Raw genomic sequence first — 18,425 nt, 5'->3', positions numbered from 1 at the left:
TGTTCTTCAAACTTAACGTTCGGCAACGAGACGAATGAAATCGTCGTCGTTTTTCTCCTTCTCATCCGCTGAAGGTTCAGCAACCTCTTCTTTGTGCGGCGCATTGGCTTCACAGAGACGGCGCAGCAGCGCATTTTGCCGCTTTTGTTGATCCAGCAGCGACTGCAGCAGTTCGATTTGCTCATTGCTACGTGAACTGGCGCGATTCACAAAGAACCATAACAGCAGCCCCACCAACAGCAGTACAACGGAAAGCGCCAGAGACGCCAGACTTACAATCCCAGGATTCAGTAACTCACTCATTTCACCACCTCAAAGAGAAGGCGTTCATTCTACCACCCGCGCGGCAGAAGAAAATCCGTCGGCACAAAAATGTCTTACCAGGGGATGAACTTGTTAATAGCGCAAATACCGCTGAAAAATTGCACATCCTGATCGCACATTACGTTAAGCATCTGAGTCCACAGCAGCAAACAACCCGCTATGACAACGATCAGCAAAACCCAGCGTAATTTTTTCACTCCACACTCCGTACCATAATCAGATGTTGCCAGGATAACACGACCTTCTTAAACCGCGGCTAACTGTAATACGAAAGGCAAGTTTAGGAATCATAGACTTGTATCAAATAGTGTTCGTGCCAGAATACACGGCAGGATCATACAAATAACGAGGCAAAAATGCGATTGATCATTCGCTCTATTGTCATACTGGCGATTGTCTGGATTGGCGTATTATTAAGCGGTTATGGCGTGTTAATTAGCAGCAATCAGAATGCTGGCGGGCTGGGACTGCAATGCAAATACCTGACAGCGCAGGGTATCACCACCGCACAATATGTTCATTCTGATAGCGGTATTATCGGTATTACCAACTGCCCTATTCTGCGCAAAAGCGTGAAGGTTATCGACCAGGGTTAAAATGACAGGAGCTACAGGGTAAGGTATTACGCTGTAGCTCATCATTCACTGTCAGAACGGGTAACGGTTATAACCCATCTGCTCGGAAATCTTACGCGCCGCAGCGTGCAACATCGCCACATATTCGTGCAAACGTTCTTCAGAGAAACGCAGCGTCGGGAAGGAGATACTCAGGCCGGCAATCACCACGCCGAAGCGATCGAAGACCGGCACCGCAATACAGCGTAATCCTTCTTCCTGCTCCTCATTGTCTTCGCCATAGCCCTGCTCGCGCACCTGGTCCAGCACTTTCAATAGCGCGCTGGTATCAGTAATGGTTCGCTCGGTGCTACGTTTGTACTCGACACCGTCCATGATTTGCTCGACTTCCGCCCGGTCGCGCCACGCCAGCAGCACTTTGCCAATGGCGGTGCTGTACAGCGGATTACGTCGGCCGATACGCGAATACATCCGCAGGTTGTACATGGAATCAATTTTGTGGATGTAAACGATGCTGTCTTCATCCAGCGCGCCGAGGTGAATCGTCTCTTTGGTCAGGCGAGAAATTTCACGCATCTGGATATCCGCGCTGCGGATCAGGTCAACGTTCTGCAACGCCCGCGCGCCAAGCTCGAACAACTTCAGCGTTAAAGAATATTTCTCAGACTCGCCTTCCTGCGCGACATAGCCCAGTGACTTCATAGTCTGTAAAAAACGATACACCGTGCTTTTGGACATCATCACACGCTGTGACAATTCGGTGATACCAATCTCACGCTCTTCGCCCAAAGCCTGCAGGATGCCAAAAACTTTTAATACTGAAGAGACAGAATCTGGCTGTTTATCCATATCAGCAGCTGCCATTGTTCACCTCATCGTAACTGTTTTATAAAATTCAGAACTGTTTTTTATTATAAATTCACATTATGACCGTCGCAATCGTTGTTCTGCGAGTTGGTTACAAATCTGCGACTTATGGTTGAATAATCAATGCTAAAATCATTAATCAGAAAATAGTTTCCTCTAAGACTTAAACTTCACATGGAAAAAAAACTTTTGGATGGCCTGCCGGTTCCCCAGCGTTACGGCGCCATTCTGACGATTGTATTAGGCCTGACGATGGCCGTACTCGACGGCGCTATCGCCAACGTCGCCCTGCCGACTATCGCCACCGACCTGAATGCCTCGCCGGCATCTTCAATCTGGATAGTCAACGCCTATCAAATCGCTATCGTCATCGCCCTGCTGCCACTCTCGTTTCTTGGCGATATGGTTGGCTATCGACGAATCTATAAAATTGGTCTGGTAGTGTTTACCATCACCTCGCTGATTTGCGCCCTCTCCCGAAGTCTCGAGATGTTAACGCTGGCGCGTGTGGCCCAGGGGCTGGGCGGCGCGGCGCTGATGAGCGTCAACACGGCGCTGATTCGCCTTATCTATCCTAAGAGGCAGCTAGGTCGCGGAATGGGCATCAACTCTTTCGTCGTTGCCGTCTCCTCCGCCGCGGGGCCTACCATTGCCGCCGCTATCCTCTCGCTTGCTTCCTGGCAATGGCTGTTTTTAATCAACGTACCGCTGGGGATTATTTCCATCTTCCTCGCCATGCGCTTTTTACCGCCCAACAGCAGCGCCAGCAAGATTACCCGTTTCGATCTGCCGAGCGCGATGATGAACGCCCTTACCTTCGGGTTGCTCATCACGGCGCTGGGCGGCTTTGCCCAGGGGCAATCCGGTTACCTGGTATTGGCCGAGGTCATTGCTATGCTGATTATCGGCTTCTTCTTTGTTCGCCGGCAGTTGCGCATGCCGGTCCCACTGCTGCCGGTTGATTTACTGCGCATTCCAATCTTTTCGCTCTCTATCTGCACCTCGATCTGCTCTTTTTGCGCGCAGATGCTGGCGATGGTTTCCCTGCCCTTTTTCCTGCAAACCGTTATCGGACGCAGCGAAGTAGAGACCGGGTTACTGTTAACGCCGTGGCCGTTGGCGACCATGGTGATGGCCCCTCTGGCGGGTTATTTGATCGAGAAGGTTCATGCCGGGCTGTTGGGGGCAATGGGACTGCTGATCATGGCCTGCGGCCTGTTTGGCCTTGCGCTATTACCCTCTTCACCTTCCGATCTCGATATTATCTGGCGGATGGCGTTGTGCGGCGCAGGTTTCGGTCTGTTTCAGTCGCCAAACAACCATACCATTGTCTCCTCTGCGCCAGGACATCGCAGCGGAGGCGCCAGCGGTATGCTGGGTACCGCACGCTTACTGGGACAAAGTAGCGGCGCCGCGCTGGTCGCCCTGCTGTTTAACCTGGCAGGCAATAGCGGCACCCACACCGCGCTTCTGCTGGCCGGCTCCCTGGCGGTCATTGCCGCCGCCATCAGCGGGCTACGCGTAACTCAACCGCGCGCCGCCTGATAACGAGCGGCCAAAAAAAATCCGCAGCCGGAAAGCTGCGGATTTTTATTTTCAGCGTCTGCACGGCAGATTATTTCAGGTATTCTCCGCTACGCAGCGCTTCAATACGTTTGTCCAACGGCGGATGGGTCATGAACAGTTCGCTCATCGATTTCGCTTTACCGTTGATACAGAACGCCATCATGCTGCTGGCTTCCTGCGGTTCATAGCTGGTTTTCAAACGCTGCAATGCAGCAATCATTTTCTCACGACCGACCAGTTTGGCGGAACCTGCATCGGCATGGAATTCACGATAGCGCGAGAACCACATGGTGATGATGCTGGCGAGAATACCGAATACCAGTTCCAGTACGGTAGCGACCGCAAAGTAGATAAGCGGGTTACCGTTGCTGCTTTCACCTTCATCTTCACGGTTGCCGCCGAGGAAACCGGCCGCAATCTGCGCGATAACGCGGGAAATAAAGATAACGAAGGTGTTCACTACACCCTGAATCAGCGTCATGGTGACCATGTCGCCATTAGCAATATGGCTGATTTCGTGAGCGATAACAGCTTCCGCTTCATCACGGCTCATATTCTGCAGCAGACCGGTACTCACGGCGACCAGAGAAGCGTCGCGGCGCGCGCCGGTGGCGAAGGCGTTGATGTCAGGGGCGTGATAAATCGCCACCTGCGGCATGGCGATGCCTGCCTGCTGCGCCTGCTGTGCGACGGTGTTCATCAACCAACGCTCAGTTTCGTTACGCGGCTGTTCGATAACTTCCCCACCAACCGACTTCAGCGCCATCCATTTCGACATCAACAGCGAAACGATCGAGCCGCCAAAACCAAACAGCAGCGCCATGATCAGCAGGCCGGTCATGCTGCTCGACTGGATCCCCGTCAGGCTAAGCACCAGGCCAAACACCACCATGACTGCCAGGTTAGTCAGCAGGAAAAGCGCGATTCGCATCATAATATTCTTTTTACCTCGATTTAACAAAACGCACTATGCGATACCCCATATCGTATGGGTCAGATGCTAATTTTCAACGATCAGACCCCGCTAAGTCACGAGAAAGACACAACTTTACATTTTGTAGCATATCGCTGACACCCCAGGCGAGTGTTGACAATTTTGTTGAATAAAGTCGACAGCCGGATGAGGACAGAAAAAGAAACGGGCACAATCACTTGTGCCCGTTGAGGAGTTATTTGCTAACCGGTGGTTCTACCGGAGGCTGCGCTTTTTCCTGTTGCGCCAGGTCAATCGCGATATGCACGGTTTCATCAAGATACGGATCCGGCTCCTGATAATCCTTCGGCAGATCGTCTATCTTTTTGAGAAGCGGCTTGCCTTCGCGCTTAAGGCGATCGTTTACCCGCGCCAGACGAATCGCATCATCTTCTTCATTCTCTTTCTCACGCTGCGCGTAGTTCAGAGAAACGATATTGCGCTTATCTTTCATGGCGTTAAAGCGCGCAATATCCTTCATGATGTACTGGAATTCCGGATCTTTTGCGATACGGTCTTCATGGCGCTTAAGCAGTTCAGGTTCGAACGGTTTCATATCCCCGGACTTCACGTAGGTCGCCGGATCGATGCTATCCCACGGCAGCGCGTTATCTTCATACTGCTCGCCGGTATCGCGATCTTCTTTACCGGTTGGCATCATGATGTCCGGAGTAACCCCTTTACGCTGAGTGCTGCCGCCGTTAATGCGGTAGAACTTCTGGATGGTGTACTGCACGGAACCTAATGCCGGCCATTCCGGGCGCAGCATCTGATCGTAGATACGGTTCAGCGAACGATACTGCTGAACGGTGCCTTTACCGAAGGTCTGCTCGCCAACAATCAGCGCACGGCCATAGTCCTGCATCGCGGCAGCAAAAATTTCCGATGCGGAAGCGCTGAAGCGATCGACTAAGACCACCAGCGGGCCTTTATAGTAAACCACACCGTCGGTATCGCTATCTTCGCGGACCTTACCGTTGTTATCACGCACCTGTACTACCGGGCCGGATGGGATAAACAGACCAGAAAGCGAAACCGCCTCCGTCAGCGCCCCACCGCCGTTACTGCGCAAATCGATGACGATACTGCTGACGTTCTGTTTTTCCAGCTTCTGCAGTTGTACTTTGACATCATCAGTCAGGCCAACGTAGAAACCCGGGATATCCAGCACGCCGACTTTTTCTTTACCGACGGTTTTGACCGACATCTTAACCGCGCGATCTTCAAGACGAATACGTTCGCGGGTCAGAGTAACAATACGGGTTTTCGCCCCTTTGCCCGCTGGCAGAACCTCCAGGCGAACTTTACTGCCCTTCGGCCCTTTGATCAGCGCGACAACATCGTCCAGCCGCCAGCCGATAACATCAACCATGCTCTTACCCGGCTGACCAACGCCGACGATACGGTCGCCAACGCTAATCGCTTTGCTCTTCGCCGCCGGGCCGCCGGCAACCAGTGAATTGATCACCGTGTAGTCGTCGTCCATCTGCAGCACCGCGCCAATACCTTCCAGAGACAAGCTCATTTCAGTATTAAACTGTTCGGTGTTACGCGGGGAGAGATAGTTGGTATGCGGGTCGATTTCGCGGGCGAAAGCGGTCATCGCCAGCGAGAAGACGTCTTCGCTGTTGGTTTGGGCCAGGCGACGAATCGCAAACTTATAACGCCGGGTCAGGGTTTCACGAATTTCTTTATCGTCTTTACCCGCCAGCTTCAGGCTCAGTTCATCGAACTTCACCTTGGCGTCCCACAACGCGTTAAGCTCGGCTTCATCCTTCGGCCACGGCGCCTTGCTGCGATCGAGGTTGAAGTTGTCGTTGCCGGTAAAATTCATCGGACGATCCAGTACCTTCAGGGCGTACTGGTAACGCTCAAAGCGACGCTTCTGCGCGAGGTTGTACAGGTCGTAGAAAACGTCCAGTTTGCCGCTGCGCAGTTCATCGCCGATTTTATTTTTTTGCGCCGCAAACTGAGAAACATCGCTGGCCAACAGCACGTTATGGCTGTAATCCAGCAGATTCAGATAGCGGTCGAAAATCTTTGCCGAAAAGGCGTTGTCGAGATCAAACTGCCGATAATGGGAGCGGGTAAAGCGCGAGGTAACGCGCTCGCTCACCGTCGCGTGCTGCGGCTCTTCTTTCAGCACGGGAATTTGATCGACTCGGGTGATATCGTCCACGGCGAAGGCATGGCCTGCTATTGCTAGCAGGCCCGCAAGCGCGGTGAGCTTAAAAAGTTTGTTCATGCCTGGCCCGGCCTCCGTTTCAGAACACCAGGTGTTCTGCGCGTACAATCATTGACATACCAGAAGTCAGCTGTACACGAACGCCATCTTTGGTGATTTCCACAACGGTGGCGTCCATTGCGTTGTTGCCTGCTTTCACCTTCAGAGCCTGACCGACGCTCAATACAGAGACGTCAGACACCGGGGTAAGACGTTGCTCTTCACGCGGTGCTTTGGCAGCTGCAGGACGCGGCTTACGCTGTTCACTACCTTCTTTACGGCGAGCCTGCGGCTGAGGACGCGGTTTACGCTCGCGGCGTGCACCTTCTTCCTGTTGGCCTGCCGCGGCAGCGGCTTCGCGCTTTTTAGCCTGCTGGCTGGCGCGCTGCGCCTGAACGCGAGCTTTGGCTTCTTCGAGCTGCTGACGGGCGTGAGCAACGTGTTGCTCTTCCAGTTCACCGCACGGGTTGCCGTCGAGATCGACGCGAATCGCTCCCGCTTTCACGCCGTACAGATAACGCCAGCTCGAAGTATAAAGACGTAAGGCAGCGCGCAGTTGGGTTTTGCTGAGATTCATCTCGCCGCCAACTCGCTCTACAAGATCCTGAAAAATACCGATTTTCAGGGGGCGCGCTTCGCCTTCAGCGCTGAAACACTGAGGAAAACGTTCGGCCAGAAACGCGATTACTTCTTTACTGCTATTCAACTTAGGTTGATTTTCCATGAAATTTCCTGATTACAACGGACGTAGCCAACAAGCCGCAGGCATGAACAGGCGTCATTATAATGACGTCATCGCTAAATGCTACGTTATCCGTTGATTATCCTGCGACGTGGGCAAAGATTTTTTGATAATCGGTCGCCGCAATCAGCGTTTCGAGGCGCGAGACCAGCTCTGCAAGCCCCTGTTCGTCTTCTGCGGTGAAGCGGGAATACGCCGTGCTATCGATATCCAGTACGCCGATAATCTGATTATTCACCTGCAACGGAAAGACGATTTCCGAATTGCTGGCGGCGTCACAGGCGATATGGCCATCAAACGCATGGACATCTTCCACGCGCTGGACGCGGTTCTGCGCCACGGCGGAACCGCACACGCCGCGGCCGACCGGAATACGTACACAGGCCAGCTTACCCTGGAACGGCCCCAGCACCAGCGTATCGCCTTCCAGGAGATAAAAACCGGCCCAGTTGACCTCTTCCAGGCGTTCAAACAGTAACGCGCTGGTATTTGAGATCATTGCCAAAAAACTGGTTTCGCCTGCCATAAGCGCCTGAAAATCGCGGTTCAGATCCGCGTAGAATTCTGTTTTGTTCATTTTTTAATCACTTAGTTGTCTTACTATCTCATCTGCAGATGCCTACTAAAATAAGCATTAAATGCCTTCGGGCTCAAGATGAATTCATTCCTGGGTTAATATAGTGGGATACATTCATTCCCGAACGTAATAAATGCTGATAAAAACACCCTCAATCACGCCGACGAAGAAGATTACCGTTCATTCGGTCAGTTCGCCAACGCCGCATGCGCACTATCAGCGCTGTACGCAGTGCGACATGCTGTTCCGCATACCGGTTGTGAAACGAAATCAATGCGCCTGGTGTCCGCGGTGCAACGCGAAGGTACGCGACGGCCGCGATTGGTCCCTTTCCCGGCTCGCTAGTATGGCGTTTACAATGATGTTGCTGATGCCGTTCGCCTGGAGCGAGCCGCTACTGCGTTTGCATCTGCTCGGCGTGCGTATTGACGCCAACGTCCTGCAGGGGATCTGGCAGATGACCAACCAGGGCGATCCCATTACCGCTGCGATGGTGCTCTTCTGCGCGGTGGTTGCGCCCGTCCTGCTGGTGGTCTCCATCGCCTACCTTTGGCTTGGCAACGTGCTGGGGATGAACCTACGTCCGGTGCTGCTGATGCTCGGCAAACTGAAAGAGTGGGTGATGCTGGACATTTATCTGGTCGGTATCGGCGTCGCCTCCATTAAGGTCCAGGACTATGCTTTCCTGCAGCCCGGCATCGGCCTGATCGCCTTTATCGCGCTGACCCTACTCAGCATCCTGACGCTCATCCACATGAACGTTGAAGAGTTGTGGGAGCGTTTTTATCCCGAACGACCGGCCATGCGCTACGACACCAATCTTCAGGTTTGCACCGGCTGTCACTATACCGGTTATCGCGACTCCCGCGGCCGCTGCCGCCGGTGCCATACCTCGCTGCATCATCGCCGGCCGCAAAGCCTGCAGCGCAGTTGGGCGGCTTTGATTGCGTCGCTGGTTTTCCTGCTGCCGGCCAACCTGCTGCCGATTTCGATAATCTACGTCAATGGCGCGCGCCAGGAAGATACGATTCTTTCGGGGATCATTTCACTTGCCAACAGCAACATCGCAATCGCCGGCGTAGTGTTCATCGCCAGTATTTTGGTACCATTCACCAAAGTTATAGTGTTATTTACCCTGCTGGTCAGCATACAATTCAAGTGCGAACAGGGGCTACGTACGCGTATCCTGCTGCTGCGGCTGATTACCTGGATCGGCCGCTGGTCGATGTTGGATCTGTTTGTTATCTCATTAACCATGTCGTTGATAAACCGCGATCAGCTCCTGGCCTTTACCATGGGGCCGGCGGCGGTCTATTTCGGCGGCGCGGTGATTTTAACTATCCTTGCAGTTGAATGGCTGGACAGCCGCTTACTTTGGGACGCTCATGAGTCAGGAAACGCCCGCTTCGCCGACTGAAGCCAAAATAAAAACCAAACGCCGTATCTCGCCATTCTGGCTGTTGCCGGTCATCGCGCTGATGATTGCCGGATGGCTCATCTGGACCAGCTTTGAAGGTCGGGGAACGACGATTACCATCGATTTCCAGTCCGCAAACGGGATTGTTCCGGGACGTACCCCTATCCGCTATCAAGGGGTAGAGGTTGGTACGGTACAGGATATCTCTTTGAGTAAGGACCTCAGCAAGATTGAAGTTTCCGCCAGCGTGAAGAGCGATATGAAAGACGCGCTGCGCAAAGATACCCAGTTCTGGCTGGTGACGCCAAAAGCCTCTCTGGCCGGCGTTTCCGGGCTGGATGCGCTGGTCGGCGGTAACTATATCGGTATGATGCCGGGCAAAGGCGAACCGGAAGATCATTTCGTCGCCCTGGATACTCAGCCGAAATACCGCATCAACAACGGCGAACTGATGATTCATCTGCAGGCGCCGGATCTTGGTTCGCTGAACAGCGGATCGCTGGTCTATTTCCGTAAAATCCCGGTTGGCCGGGTGTATGACTACACGCTCAACGCCAACAATCAGGGGGTGACGATTGATGTATTAATCGAACGTCGCTTCACTAATCTGGTTAAAAAAGGCAGTCGATTCTGGAACGTCTCCGGGATTAAAGCCGACGTCAGCCTGAGCGGCGCCAAAGTCCAGCTGGAAAACCTCTCCGCGTTAGTTAACGGCGCCATCGCCTTTGACTCGCCTGACGACTCCAAAGCGGCGGCGCAAAACGACGAGTACAATCTGTACGAAGATCTGGCGCACAGCCAGCGCGGGGTGCTGGTGACGTTGGAGCTACCCGACGGCGATGGGTTGAAAGCAGGTTCTACGCCGCTGATGTACCAGGGGCTGGAAGTGGGACAGTTAACCAAACTCAATCTCAATCCCGGCGGTAAAGTTACCGGTGAGATGACCGTCGACCCGAGTGTGGTCACCCTGCTTCGGGATAAGACGCTGATTCAAATGAAGAAGCCGAAAATCTCACTGGATAACCCAAGCGTTAGCGCCCTGCTCACCGGCAATACTTTTGAACTGGTCCCTGGTGACGGCGAGCCGCGCAATCACTTTATGGTGATGCCAGCCGATAAAGCGCTACTGGAAGAGCCGAACGTCGCCACCGTTACTTTATCGGCGCCGGAAAGCTATGGCGTTTCCGCCGGCCAGCCGCTGATGCTGCACGGCGTTAAAGTCGGCCAGGTGCTGGAACGCAAGCTAACCGCAGAGGGTGTCACTTTCCAGGTCGCCATTGCGCCGGAGTATCGCAATCTGGTACGCGGCGATAGCAAATTTGTCGTCAACAGCCGCCTTGATGTGAAAGTTGGGCTGGATGGCGTGCAGGTGCTTGGCGCCAGCGCCAGCGAATGGGTCGATGGCGGGATCCGCATCATCCCCGGCGAAAAAGGGGAAATGCAGAGTCGCTATCCGCTGTATGCCAACCTGGAAAAAGCACAGGAAAATAGCCTCAGTGAAATCCCGACCACCACGCTGAGTCTTTCCGCGGAAACGCTGCCCGATGTGCAGGCAGGCTCCGTGGTGTTGTATCGCAAATTCGCCGTCGGCGAGATCATCTCGGTGAAACCTCGTAGTAATGCTTTCGATATCGATCTGCATATCAAACCGGAATATCGCCACCTGCTGACCAATAACAGCGTCTTCTGGGCCGAAGGCGGCGCGAAGGTAAAACTCGACGGTAATGGGCTAACCGTGCAGGCGTCGCCACTGGCGCGCGCGCTGAAAGGCGCGATCAGCTTTGATAACCTCAACGGCAGCAGCGCCAACGCGCGCTTGAACAATAAGCGTGTCCTGTACGCCTCCGAAACCGCCGCCCGCGCGGTGGGTGGCCAGATCACGCTGCACGCTTTCGATGCCGGTAAAATGGCGGCGGGCATGCCGATTCGCTACCTCGGTATCGACATCGGCCAGATCCAGTCGCTGGAGTTGATTACGGCAAAAAATGAAGTTCAGGCGAAAGCGGTGCTTTATCCGGAATATGTCGGCACCTTTGCCCGTGCCGGTACCCGCTTCTCGGTGATTACGCCGCAGATCTCTGCCGCCGGCGTTGAACATCTGGACACGATCTTCCAGTCATATATCAACGTTGAACCTGGACGTGGTTCGCCGCGCCGCGACTTCGAGATTCAGGACACCACCATCACCGATTCGCGCTACATCGACGGCCTGAGTATTATCGTCGAAGTGCCGGAAGCCGGTTCGCTTGATATTGGTACGCCGGTGCTGTTCCGCGGCCTGGAAGTGGGTACCGTGACCGGGCTGACGCTGGGCTCGATGTCCGACCGCGTAATGGTTAAGCTGCGTATCAGTAAGCGCTACCAGTACTTAGTGCGCAATAACTCGGTGTTCTGGCTGGCTTCCGGCTATAGCCTCGACTTCGGCCTGATTGGCGGAGTGGTGAAGACGGGTACCTTTAACCAGTTTATCCGCGGCGGTATCGCCTTTGCCACCCCGCCGGGAACGCCACTGGCGCCAAAAGCGCAGGATGGCAAACACTTCCTGCTGCTGGAAAGCGAGCCGAAAGAGTGGCGCGATTGGGGAACGGCACTGCCTAATTAATTCCCAATGCCTCATAAACGCCCCGGTGTCCCGCGCCGGGGCGTTTATGATAAACTGCGCACCCTTTTTTCTTGTGGTGCGCTGCTCGTGGCTCAAAACGCTGTCTATCTTCCGGAACCCTTCCTCGCTCAAATGCGTGCGGCTATGCCAACGCATCTCTCTTTCGATGACTTTATCGCCGCCTGCCAGCGTCCGCTGCGCCGCAGCATTCGCGTCAATACGTTGAAGATAACGGTCGCGGATTTTCTGCAACTGGTCGCCCCTTACGGCTGGCAGTTAACGCCGGTTCCGTGGTGTGCCGAGGGTTTCTGGATCGAGCGTGATGATGACGATGTACTACCGCTGGGCAGCACCGCCGAACATCTGAGCGGACTATTTTATATTCAGGAAGCGAGCTCGATGCTGCCGGTGGCGGCGCTGTTCGCCGATGGTGAAATGCCCGAGCGAGTGATGGACGTCGCCGCTGCGCCGGGTTCCAAGACCACGCAGATAGCCGCCCGGATGGGCAACCACGGAGCGATCCTGGCCAACGAATTTTCTGCCAGCCGGGTGAAAGTGCTGCACGCCAATATCAGCCGCTGCGGCATTAATAACGTTGCCCTCACCCACTTCGACGGGCGCGTCTTCGGCGCCGCGCTGCCCGAATGCTTTGATGCCATTTTGCTCGACGCCCCCTGCTCGGGCGAAGGAGTAGTGCGTAAAGATCCCGACGCGCTGAAAAACTGGTCGCCGGAAAGTAATCAGGAGATTGCCGCCACCCAACGTGAGCTCATTGACAGCGCCTTTCATGCTCTGCGTCCTGGCGGCACCCTCGTCTACTCCACCTGTACGCTGAACCGTGAAGAAAACGAGGAAGTGGTTAACTGGCTGCTGCAAACCTACCCGCAGGCGGTTGAAGTCCTGACGCTGGATTCACTCTTCCCGCAGGCTCGCGAAGCGCTCACCGACGAAGGTTTCCTGCACGTATTCCCGCAGATTTTTGATTGTGAGGGTTTTTTCGTTGCCCGCCTGCGTAAAACCGCCTCTATCGATCCGCTGCCTGCGCCTGGCTATAAAGTAGGCAAGTTCCCCTTCGCACCGATGAAGGGCCGGGAAGCCGCCGCTGTCGCCGCCGCCGCTAATGCTGTTGGCCTGCAATGGCCAGAGCATCTTCGTTTATGGCAACGCGATAAAGAAATCTGGCTGTTCCCGCAAGAACTGGAAGCGTTAATCGGCAGGGTTCGTTTTTCTCGCATTGGGATTCGTCTCGCTGAAACACATAACAAAGGCTACCGCTGGCAACATGAAGCGGTGATCTCACTGGCCACGCCAGAGGCTCCTTTTGAGCTCACCTTAACGGAAGCGGAGGAGTGGTACCGTGGACGCGATGTCTATCCCGAAGCGCCGCCGCAGCAGGACGATGTCATCGTCACTTTCCAGGGAATGCCATTAGGGCTCGCTAAACGCATAGGGTCACGTCTGAAAAATAGTTATCCCCGCGAACTGGTGCGCGACGGCAAACTCTTCGCCGGAAAGTCGTGATCGCGCGCTAAAAAGCGCACTTTTTGACTGGCGATTTACTCCCCGTTGTCTACGCTGAAAAATGACGGCCTAACTGGTCGTACCACAACTCAGCAGACAAACGGGGTGAATGATGAGTAAAACTAACGTACGAATCGGCGCGTTTGAAATCGACGACGCCGAGCTGCACGGCGAATCACAGGGTGAGCGAACGTTAAGCATTCCTTGTAAATCCGATCCTGACTTATGCATGCAACTGGACGCCTGGGATGCCGAGACCAGCGTTCCCGCCATTCTCAATGGCGAACATTCTGTACTCTACCGTAAACATTACGATCGCCAATCCGATGCCTGGGTCATGCGCCTTGCCTGACTCAAATGAACCCGTCGCCTGAGACGGGTTATTTATATCCCTCCCCCGCTGCGCTAACTTCCCCTACACTTACCTTATGTTTATTCGCTTATGAGGGCTGGATGTTCGCCTTAGTATTATTCATTTGCTATCTGGACGGCGGGTGCGAAGACATCGTGGTTGATGTTTACAATAGCGAGCGACAATGCCTCGTCGCGATGGACGATCAGCGAATTCGCCAGGGCGGCTGTTTCCCGGTAGAAGATTTTATCGACGGCTTCTGGCGTCCAGCGACGGAATATAGCGACTTTTAAACAGCCGACTGCAGTTGCACCAGCGTTAACTCGCCGCCAAATACCGCGCCGGTATCAATGTAATGTTGGTTATCGCTATCGTAACGATGTTTAAGCGGCGTATGGCCAAACCAAAAGTGATCGGCCCCGGCGATCTCACCGTGCCGCCCCGCCAGATGATCGGTCAAACGCTGGCGGCTCCAGAGTACCTGATGCTCCGCCACGGGCAACTGCCAACGGTAGACGCTGGCTGGATAGTCGGCATGGGCAATCACGTGGGTGGTATCATCCTGGCAGCGCAGTTCAATGATTAGCGGCAATTCCAGACAGCGGATAAACAACAAATCAGCCAACCGTTTCTGTTCTTGTGAGGCCGTTTGATACCAGTCGCCACCGTTCAACGTCCACAGCGCCATCTCCCCGCTCGCCCGCGCATCAAGCGCCATCTGCTCATGGTTACCACGCACCGCTCTGAACCACCGGTAACCGAGCAGACCCAGGCATTCCACGCTTTGCGGCCCACGGTCAATCAAATCACCAACAGAAATAAGAAGATCCTGCCAGGGGTCAAATTTTAGCTGGCGCAGGTGAGACATTAATAAAGCAAAACAACCATGTAGATCGCCCACCAGCCAAATATTACGCCAGGTGCTACCTGCCAATCGCTGATACATATTTCACCCCCTCAGCTAATTATACAAAATATTACTGAAGGCGAGGTCGTTAATTCATACGTCAATCAACGTTAAACAAGGCGTAAATATAGTCTGGCGAGCCATTAAGCTTGTCCCGCGACATCCGTAGAATAAAGATAAAATAATGACGAGGTATGACATCGTGACGGACAATAGCCTGCATTCATCATGCACACTTCAGCAACGCTCAAATTTGATTGCCGATCTGGTAATGGGGCGTATCACGCCCGCGCCTATCTGGCAAAAGCGCAACTATCGGCTTAAATTTTTGCTGCGTACGGCGCTGTTCTATCAGCCGACCCGCGAGATGCTGGACACCCTTTCTGCGCGTGGTGATTTCCGCCAACTGCTGGCGGCGCAGGCTACGCTGCCAGGTAAAGTACATCGCCAGTATTTAGTGCGCGACCTTAACGCCCGTCAGCGTTCCCAGGCTATCATTAGCCACTATCAGTACGTCGACTCGCTGGGCGAGAACCGATTGGCAACGGCCATGATATCGCCGTCAGAACGACCGTTACTGACCCTGTCCGCGAAAGATGATGCGGCCTTCACGCTCTTTGCCTCGTCAGCCGGCAAAGCCGAACGAGAAGGTGAAACGACTCTTTGGCTTCGCGATAGCCAGCAGCAACTGTTAGCCAGCGCTACGTTTAGTGTGATTCACCATCAAGGAGAGTGGCAACTGGTCATCGGCGGCCTGCAGGGACCGCGCCGCAATGTCTCTCATGACGCAATTAAACACGCGACCCGCGCCTGCTACGGCCTGTTCCCCAAACGTCTGCTGCTGGAATTCATCTGGCTGTTGGCCGGCCAAAGCAATATCCAGGCTATTTACGCCGTCAGCGATAATGGCCACGTATTCCGCGCTCTGCGCTATCGTTTGAGCAAAGGTCGGCACTTCCATGCCAGCTACGATGAGTTCTGGCAATCAATTGAAGGTGTGCGTAACGATAGTTACCGCTGGCGCTTGCCGCTGAAGCTGGAAAGGAAATCGCTGGAAAGTATCGCCAGCAAAAAACGCGCCGAATATCGCCGCCGTTTCCAGTTAATGGATGATATGGCCGTACAGGTGGCTAATCTGCTACGCGTAAAATAAATATTCATCTCTTATTACGAAAAAATTTCGCCGTTTTAAATAACGGCGTTTTCATTTGCAGATACTTTGGTTAATATCGTGGCCTGTTGATAATCGGTTTAAGTTGGCCATTGACACCATGAGTAAAACTGAAATTTTCCTGCTACTGATTATCCTGCTTATTTTAGGCAGTGCCCTGTGGTTTATTTTCAGTGACGAGATATGGGTATTGGTCAGCTATCTGGAAACTTCACTCTATCCAACGTTAATCACCCCAGAATAACTCCATCGCTCAACACGTAAACCGCATTAATAGTATAGCATTCCATCATTGCCTTATTTTATTTATCATACAAATATGTATACTAGCGGCTTCCGATGTAGACCCACCTTTCACCTGCACTATGGGTCTGGTTGCGTGCAGGTGTCTTCTTTCTGTTGTTTTTTTACTCTCCCCCCTACTAACTTCTTCCCTGGCATTTCGCCAAAAATATGCGCTAACACGACAATTGCAAAAATTATACTAAGCCCTCCTTTCTGCTATTCATAAAATTCAGAACAAACCACAGAAAAACAATCATAAACAAGAAGTTAAAACCATACAAAAACAAGAAACCAGCTCAAAACACCAATAATAACAATAAAACAGACAAATATAAAAAAATAAGCATTTTTCCAGACAGCGATTATATGTTGATTAATGGGATTAATCTCATCTTCACAAAAACAGGGTTTTACTTAGCGGCTTTCAATCCAGAGGTTCATCATGAACGTCCACACTTTTTCGCGCACTTTGCCTGGTATCTTTATCACAACAGCGCTTCTCGTTCAGGCGCCATGGGTCGCTGCAGCTGGGCTAACCACCGGTACATTAACGGGTCAGGTCGGGGTGCAGTTGACTATCGGCTCGGGCTGTACCGTCACCAATGGTTCCAGCGCAAGCGGGGTAAACAGCTGGGGTACCATTGATTTCGGCACCTATAGCGATTTGGTTAACGCCATAGATAGCAATCTGATTGGCAGCGGCGGCGCCAGCGCGGTCTCAATCATCTGTAGCAATAACCTTCCCGCAACGCTGACATTGAATAACGGTCAGCATGTAGGGACAACCGGACTGCGCCAAATGCAAAGCGCCGACGGCGATCAAATTGCCTACCGGCTTTACTCAAATAGCACCCGTCAGGCTGAATTTACCAGTGCCGGTATCGGTATCACGGGGACGGGTAGCGCTCAGGAAATCCCGATTTATGCCCGGGTGTTGCCGGCAGATCAAGGCGGCGTAACCGCCCCTGCTGAGGGTTTCTACCAGGACGTGGTCACTGCAACATTAACCTGGTAACGCTGTGGAGAAACGGATGTCATGTTGCGCGCAATTTGGCTACTCATATTCTTTTTTTCGACCACAGCCGTCTGGGCTGACAGTGCGCAGAAAACCTTCAAAGTGACCGCGCAGATCACGACCGGCTGCCTGCTTGGCAACGGAACAGGGACCCCTGGCGCTGATTTTGGCACCTTAAATTTTGGCTCCATGTCATCGCTTTATAGCAATGTTGATGTCGCCAGCTCCGCTGGCGCGGGCTCTATCGTTGTCGCGTGTACGCCGGGGATGGCGATCTCGCTGGCGCTTGACTATGGCGTCAACGGCGGCTCTGCGGCTCAACGCTATATGTCCAACGCCACCGGCAGTACGCTGGCTTACCAGCTTTTTCAGGATGCTAACCGCTCTACCGTTTGGGGGACTGGCGCTCAAGCCTACAGCGTCGCCTCATTCCCCAACACGACACAAACTTATACGGTTTATGGCCGCCTTTTTGCCACGAATGGCTTCCCGGCGCAAGGTTCATACACTGATACCGTTACGGTCACGCTGACCTATTAAAATAAGACAGGTTGAATATGATTCATCGTTGTATTGTTGTTTTGCTGGGTTCATCAATAAGTCTTAACGCCTGGGCCGCCAGCTCGGTGCTGGTGTGGCCTATTTTTCAAACCATCAGCGCCAGCGATAAAGGCTCTGAACTGTGGCTGGAAAACCGCGGCGCGACGGCGGTAAATTTACAACTACGCATTTTCGGTTGGGATCAAAAAGAATCTAAAGATCTTTATGCCGATCAAAACGATGTGGTCTCCAGCCCCCCGTTCGCCAATGTTCAGCCAGGACAACGTCAACTTATTCGCCTGATGCGTGTGTCTCCGGTCGCCAGCGGCCAGGAAAAATCATATCGAATCGTGATTGATGAAATTCCCGCGGCGCAGCCGACAAAACAGACTGACAAGAGTTCCGCCGGCCTGAATATGCGCATGCGCTATGTACTGCCTTTGTTTATCTACGGGCAAGGCGCGCAACCACTGAAGCTGGAAAGCAGCGTCGAACCAATACGAACCGCGCTAAGCTGGTCGCTTAGCGGTCAGAATCTGTGTATTAACAATGCCGGGAATCAACACGCCAGGTTGAGTAATGTCTACTGGTCAACATCAGCAGGAAAGCCGCAGGTCGAACAAACTCAGGGTTTACTGGGGTATGTGCTGGCTAAACGTCGCGTCTGTTTCCCGACATCAGGCCGCGCGGCGAACGCATCCGGGATGCGCCTGTTTGCGAAATTGACTGATAATAGTCAGGCGGTGGAAATTCCGGCAGCGCGTTAA

Annotated in this window: 19 protein-coding genes and 1 pseudogene; 12 read left to right on the top strand and 8 right to left on the bottom strand. The window is 53.4% G+C overall.

Translation table 11 applies throughout. The features are described 5' to 3' along the window. Nucleotides 1–12: 12 nt before the first annotated feature. Nucleotides 13–303 carry a YebO family protein gene (locus tag ABLV07_RS05265; RefSeq protein ID WP_015366033.1) on the bottom strand — a complete coding sequence of 97 codons (291 nt, stop codon included), beginning with the start codon at nt 301–303 and terminating at the stop codon, nt 13–15. A gap of 74 nt (nt 304–377) precedes the next feature. After that, on the bottom strand, nt 378–521 hold the full coding sequence (gene mgrB, locus ABLV07_RS05260; RefSeq protein WP_015366032.1) for a PhoP/PhoQ regulator MgrB: 144 nt from the start codon (nt 519–521) through the stop codon (nt 378–380). Nucleotides 522–680: 159 nt separating this feature from the next. Here mgrB and ABLV07_RS05255 point away from each other — a divergent pair, with 159 nt between their 5' ends. Further along, the gene (locus ABLV07_RS05255; protein WP_058675517.1) at nt 681–920 is read left to right on the top strand and encodes a YobH family protein; all 240 of its coding nucleotides are present in this window, start codon (nt 681–683) and stop codon (nt 918–920) included. A gap of 51 nt (nt 921–971) precedes the next feature. Here the strand turns inward: ABLV07_RS05255 and kdgR are convergent, their stop codons facing one another. Next, entirely contained in the window at nt 972–1,763 is a 792-nt protein-coding gene (gene kdgR, locus ABLV07_RS05250; RefSeq protein WP_015366030.1) for a DNA-binding transcriptional regulator KdgR, read from the bottom strand. A 177-nt stretch (nt 1,764–1,940) separates the two neighbouring features. On the opposite strand from kdgR, the gene ABLV07_RS05245 reads away from it, so the two are divergent. Continuing rightward, complete coding sequence (locus tag ABLV07_RS05245) at nt 1,941–3,311, top strand: MFS transporter (protein ID WP_015705935.1); 1,371 nt, start codon at nt 1,941–1,943, stop codon at nt 3,309–3,311. A 70-nt stretch (nt 3,312–3,381) separates the two neighbouring features. Here ABLV07_RS05245 and htpX read toward each other — a convergent pair whose 3' ends face one another. The 4 genes and pseudogenes from htpX to ABLV07_RS05225 form a co-directional block, all read right to left on the bottom strand. Beyond that, on the bottom strand, nt 3,382–4,266 hold the full coding sequence (htpX, locus tag ABLV07_RS05240; protein WP_015366028.1) for a protease HtpX: 885 nt from the start codon (nt 4,264–4,266) through the stop codon (nt 3,382–3,384). 235 nt (nt 4,267–4,501) lie between these two features. Continuing rightward, nucleotides 4,502–6,550: a carboxy terminal-processing peptidase gene (gene prc, locus ABLV07_RS05235; protein WP_015705936.1), complete on the bottom strand. Its 2,049-nt coding sequence runs from the start codon at nt 6,548–6,550 to the stop codon at nt 4,502–4,504. A 19-nt stretch (nt 6,551–6,569) separates the two neighbouring features. Further along, nucleotides 6,570–7,253: an RNA chaperone ProQ gene (proQ, locus tag ABLV07_RS05230; protein ID WP_015366026.1), complete on the bottom strand. Its 684-nt coding sequence runs from the start codon at nt 7,251–7,253 to the stop codon at nt 6,570–6,572. A gap of 81 nt (nt 7,254–7,334) precedes the next feature. Then, a pseudogene (locus tag ABLV07_RS05225) lies at nt 7,335–7,848 on the bottom strand (GAF domain-containing protein). Nucleotides 7,849–7,981: 133 nt separating this feature from the next. On the opposite strand from ABLV07_RS05225, the gene yebS reads away from it, so the two are divergent. From yebS to ABLV07_RS05200, 5 genes are all read left to right on the top strand, one after another. Further along, nucleotides 7,982–9,265 carry a membrane integrity lipid transport subunit YebS gene (gene yebS, locus ABLV07_RS05220; protein WP_015705937.1) on the top strand — a complete coding sequence of 428 codons (1,284 nt, stop codon included), beginning with the start codon at nt 7,982–7,984 and terminating at the stop codon, nt 9,263–9,265. Then, complete coding sequence (locus ABLV07_RS05215) at nt 9,234–11,867, top strand: PqiB family protein (protein WP_015366023.1); 2,634 nt, start codon at nt 9,234–9,236, stop codon at nt 11,865–11,867. Before yebS ends, ABLV07_RS05215 begins: the two co-directional genes overlap by 32 nt. Nucleotides 11,868–11,954: 87 nt before the next feature. Further along, the gene (rsmF, locus tag ABLV07_RS05210; RefSeq protein ID WP_072058496.1) at nt 11,955–13,388 is read left to right on the top strand and encodes a 16S rRNA (cytosine(1407)-C(5))-methyltransferase RsmF; all 1,434 of its coding nucleotides are present in this window, start codon (nt 11,955–11,957) and stop codon (nt 13,386–13,388) included. A 112-nt stretch (nt 13,389–13,500) separates the two neighbouring features. Next, complete coding sequence (locus ABLV07_RS05205) at nt 13,501–13,740, top strand: YebV family protein (protein ID WP_015705939.1); 240 nt, start codon at nt 13,501–13,503, stop codon at nt 13,738–13,740. A gap of 101 nt (nt 13,741–13,841) precedes the next feature. Then, nucleotides 13,842–14,033, top strand: a complete 192-nt coding sequence (locus ABLV07_RS05200; protein WP_015366020.1) for a YebW family protein — start codon at nt 13,842–13,844, stop codon at nt 14,031–14,033. Here the strand turns inward: ABLV07_RS05200 and pphA are convergent. Further along, the gene (gene pphA / locus ABLV07_RS05195; protein ID WP_015366019.1) at nt 14,030–14,686 is read right to left on the bottom strand and encodes a protein-serine/threonine phosphatase; all 657 of its coding nucleotides are present in this window, start codon (nt 14,684–14,686) and stop codon (nt 14,030–14,032) included. The genes ABLV07_RS05200 and pphA overlap by 4 nt on opposite strands. Before the next feature lie 145 nt (nt 14,687–14,831). Here pphA and ABLV07_RS05190 point away from each other — a divergent pair, with 145 nt between their 5' ends. From ABLV07_RS05190 to ABLV07_RS05170, 5 genes are all read left to right on the top strand, one after another. Further along, the gene (locus ABLV07_RS05190) at nt 14,832–15,800 is read left to right on the top strand and encodes a VirK/YbjX family protein (protein ID WP_162198566.1); all 969 of its coding nucleotides are present in this window, start codon (nt 14,832–14,834) and stop codon (nt 15,798–15,800) included. Nucleotides 15,801–15,918: 118 nt separating this feature from the next. Then, a complete protein-coding gene (locus ABLV07_RS05185) occupies nt 15,919–16,062 on the top strand; it encodes an Ecr family regulatory small membrane protein (RefSeq protein WP_015366016.1) in 144 nt (47 codons plus the stop codon). 483 nt (nt 16,063–16,545) lie between these two features. Next, a complete protein-coding gene (locus ABLV07_RS05180; RefSeq protein WP_015705943.1) occupies nt 16,546–17,118 on the top strand; it encodes a spore coat protein U domain-containing protein in 573 nt (190 codons plus the stop codon). 21 nt (nt 17,119–17,139) lie between these two features. Beyond that, on the top strand, nt 17,140–17,658 hold the full coding sequence (locus ABLV07_RS05175; protein ID WP_015366014.1) for a spore coat U domain-containing protein: 519 nt from the start codon (nt 17,140–17,142) through the stop codon (nt 17,656–17,658). Between the two features lie 17 nt (nt 17,659–17,675). Continuing rightward, nucleotides 17,676–18,425 (top strand): molecular chaperone, encoded by a 750-nt coding sequence (locus ABLV07_RS05170; protein ID WP_015366013.1) that lies wholly within the window; start codon nt 17,676–17,678, stop codon nt 18,423–18,425.

It is taken from the genome of Klebsiella sp. CN_Kp097, assembly GCF_040064495.1.
GTDB lineage: Bacteria > Pseudomonadota > Gammaproteobacteria > Enterobacterales > Enterobacteriaceae > Klebsiella > Klebsiella aerogenes.
Note: the sequence above shows the minus strand (reverse complement) of the source record. Positions and strands in the feature narration are given on the sequence as shown.

Coding starts and splice junctions, on each gene's coding strand:
- ABLV07_RS05265 (WP_015366033.1), bottom strand. CDS start 303: ATGAGTGAGTTACTGAATCCTGGGATTGTAAGTCTGGCGTCTCTGGCG.
- ABLV07_RS05255 (WP_058675517.1), top strand. CDS start 681: ATGCGATTGATCATTCGCTCTATTGTCATACTGGCGATTGTCTGGATT.
- kdgR (WP_015366030.1), bottom strand. CDS start 1,763: ATGGCAGCTGCTGATATGGATAAACAGCCAGATTCTGTCTCTTCAGTA.
- ABLV07_RS05245 (WP_015705935.1), top strand. CDS start 1,941: ATGGAAAAAAAACTTTTGGATGGCCTGCCGGTTCCCCAGCGTTACGGC.
- htpX (WP_015366028.1), bottom strand. CDS start 4,266: ATGATGCGAATCGCGCTTTTCCTGCTGACTAACCTGGCAGTCATGGTG.
- prc (WP_015705936.1), bottom strand. CDS start 6,550: ATGAACAAACTTTTTAAGCTCACCGCGCTTGCGGGCCTGCTAGCAATA.
- proQ (WP_015366026.1), bottom strand. CDS start 7,253: ATGGAAAATCAACCTAAGTTGAATAGCAGTAAAGAAGTAATCGCGTTT.
- yebS (WP_015705937.1), top strand. CDS start 7,982: ATGCTGATAAAAACACCCTCAATCACGCCGACGAAGAAGATTACCGTT.
- ABLV07_RS05215 (WP_015366023.1), top strand. CDS start 9,234: ATGAGTCAGGAAACGCCCGCTTCGCCGACTGAAGCCAAAATAAAAACC.
- ABLV07_RS05205 (WP_015705939.1), top strand. CDS start 13,501: ATGAGTAAAACTAACGTACGAATCGGCGCGTTTGAAATCGACGACGCC.
- ABLV07_RS05200 (WP_015366020.1), top strand. CDS start 13,842: ATGTTCGCCTTAGTATTATTCATTTGCTATCTGGACGGCGGGTGCGAA.
- pphA (WP_015366019.1), bottom strand. CDS start 14,686: ATGTATCAGCGATTGGCAGGTAGCACCTGGCGTAATATTTGGCTGGTG.
- ABLV07_RS05190 (WP_162198566.1), top strand. CDS start 14,832: ATGACGAGGTATGACATCGTGACGGACAATAGCCTGCATTCATCATGC.
- ABLV07_RS05185 (WP_015366016.1), top strand. CDS start 15,919: ATGAGTAAAACTGAAATTTTCCTGCTACTGATTATCCTGCTTATTTTA.
- ABLV07_RS05180 (WP_015705943.1), top strand. CDS start 16,546: ATGAACGTCCACACTTTTTCGCGCACTTTGCCTGGTATCTTTATCACA.
- ABLV07_RS05175 (WP_015366014.1), top strand. CDS start 17,140: ATGTTGCGCGCAATTTGGCTACTCATATTCTTTTTTTCGACCACAGCC.
- ABLV07_RS05170 (WP_015366013.1), top strand. CDS start 17,676: ATGATTCATCGTTGTATTGTTGTTTTGCTGGGTTCATCAATAAGTCTT.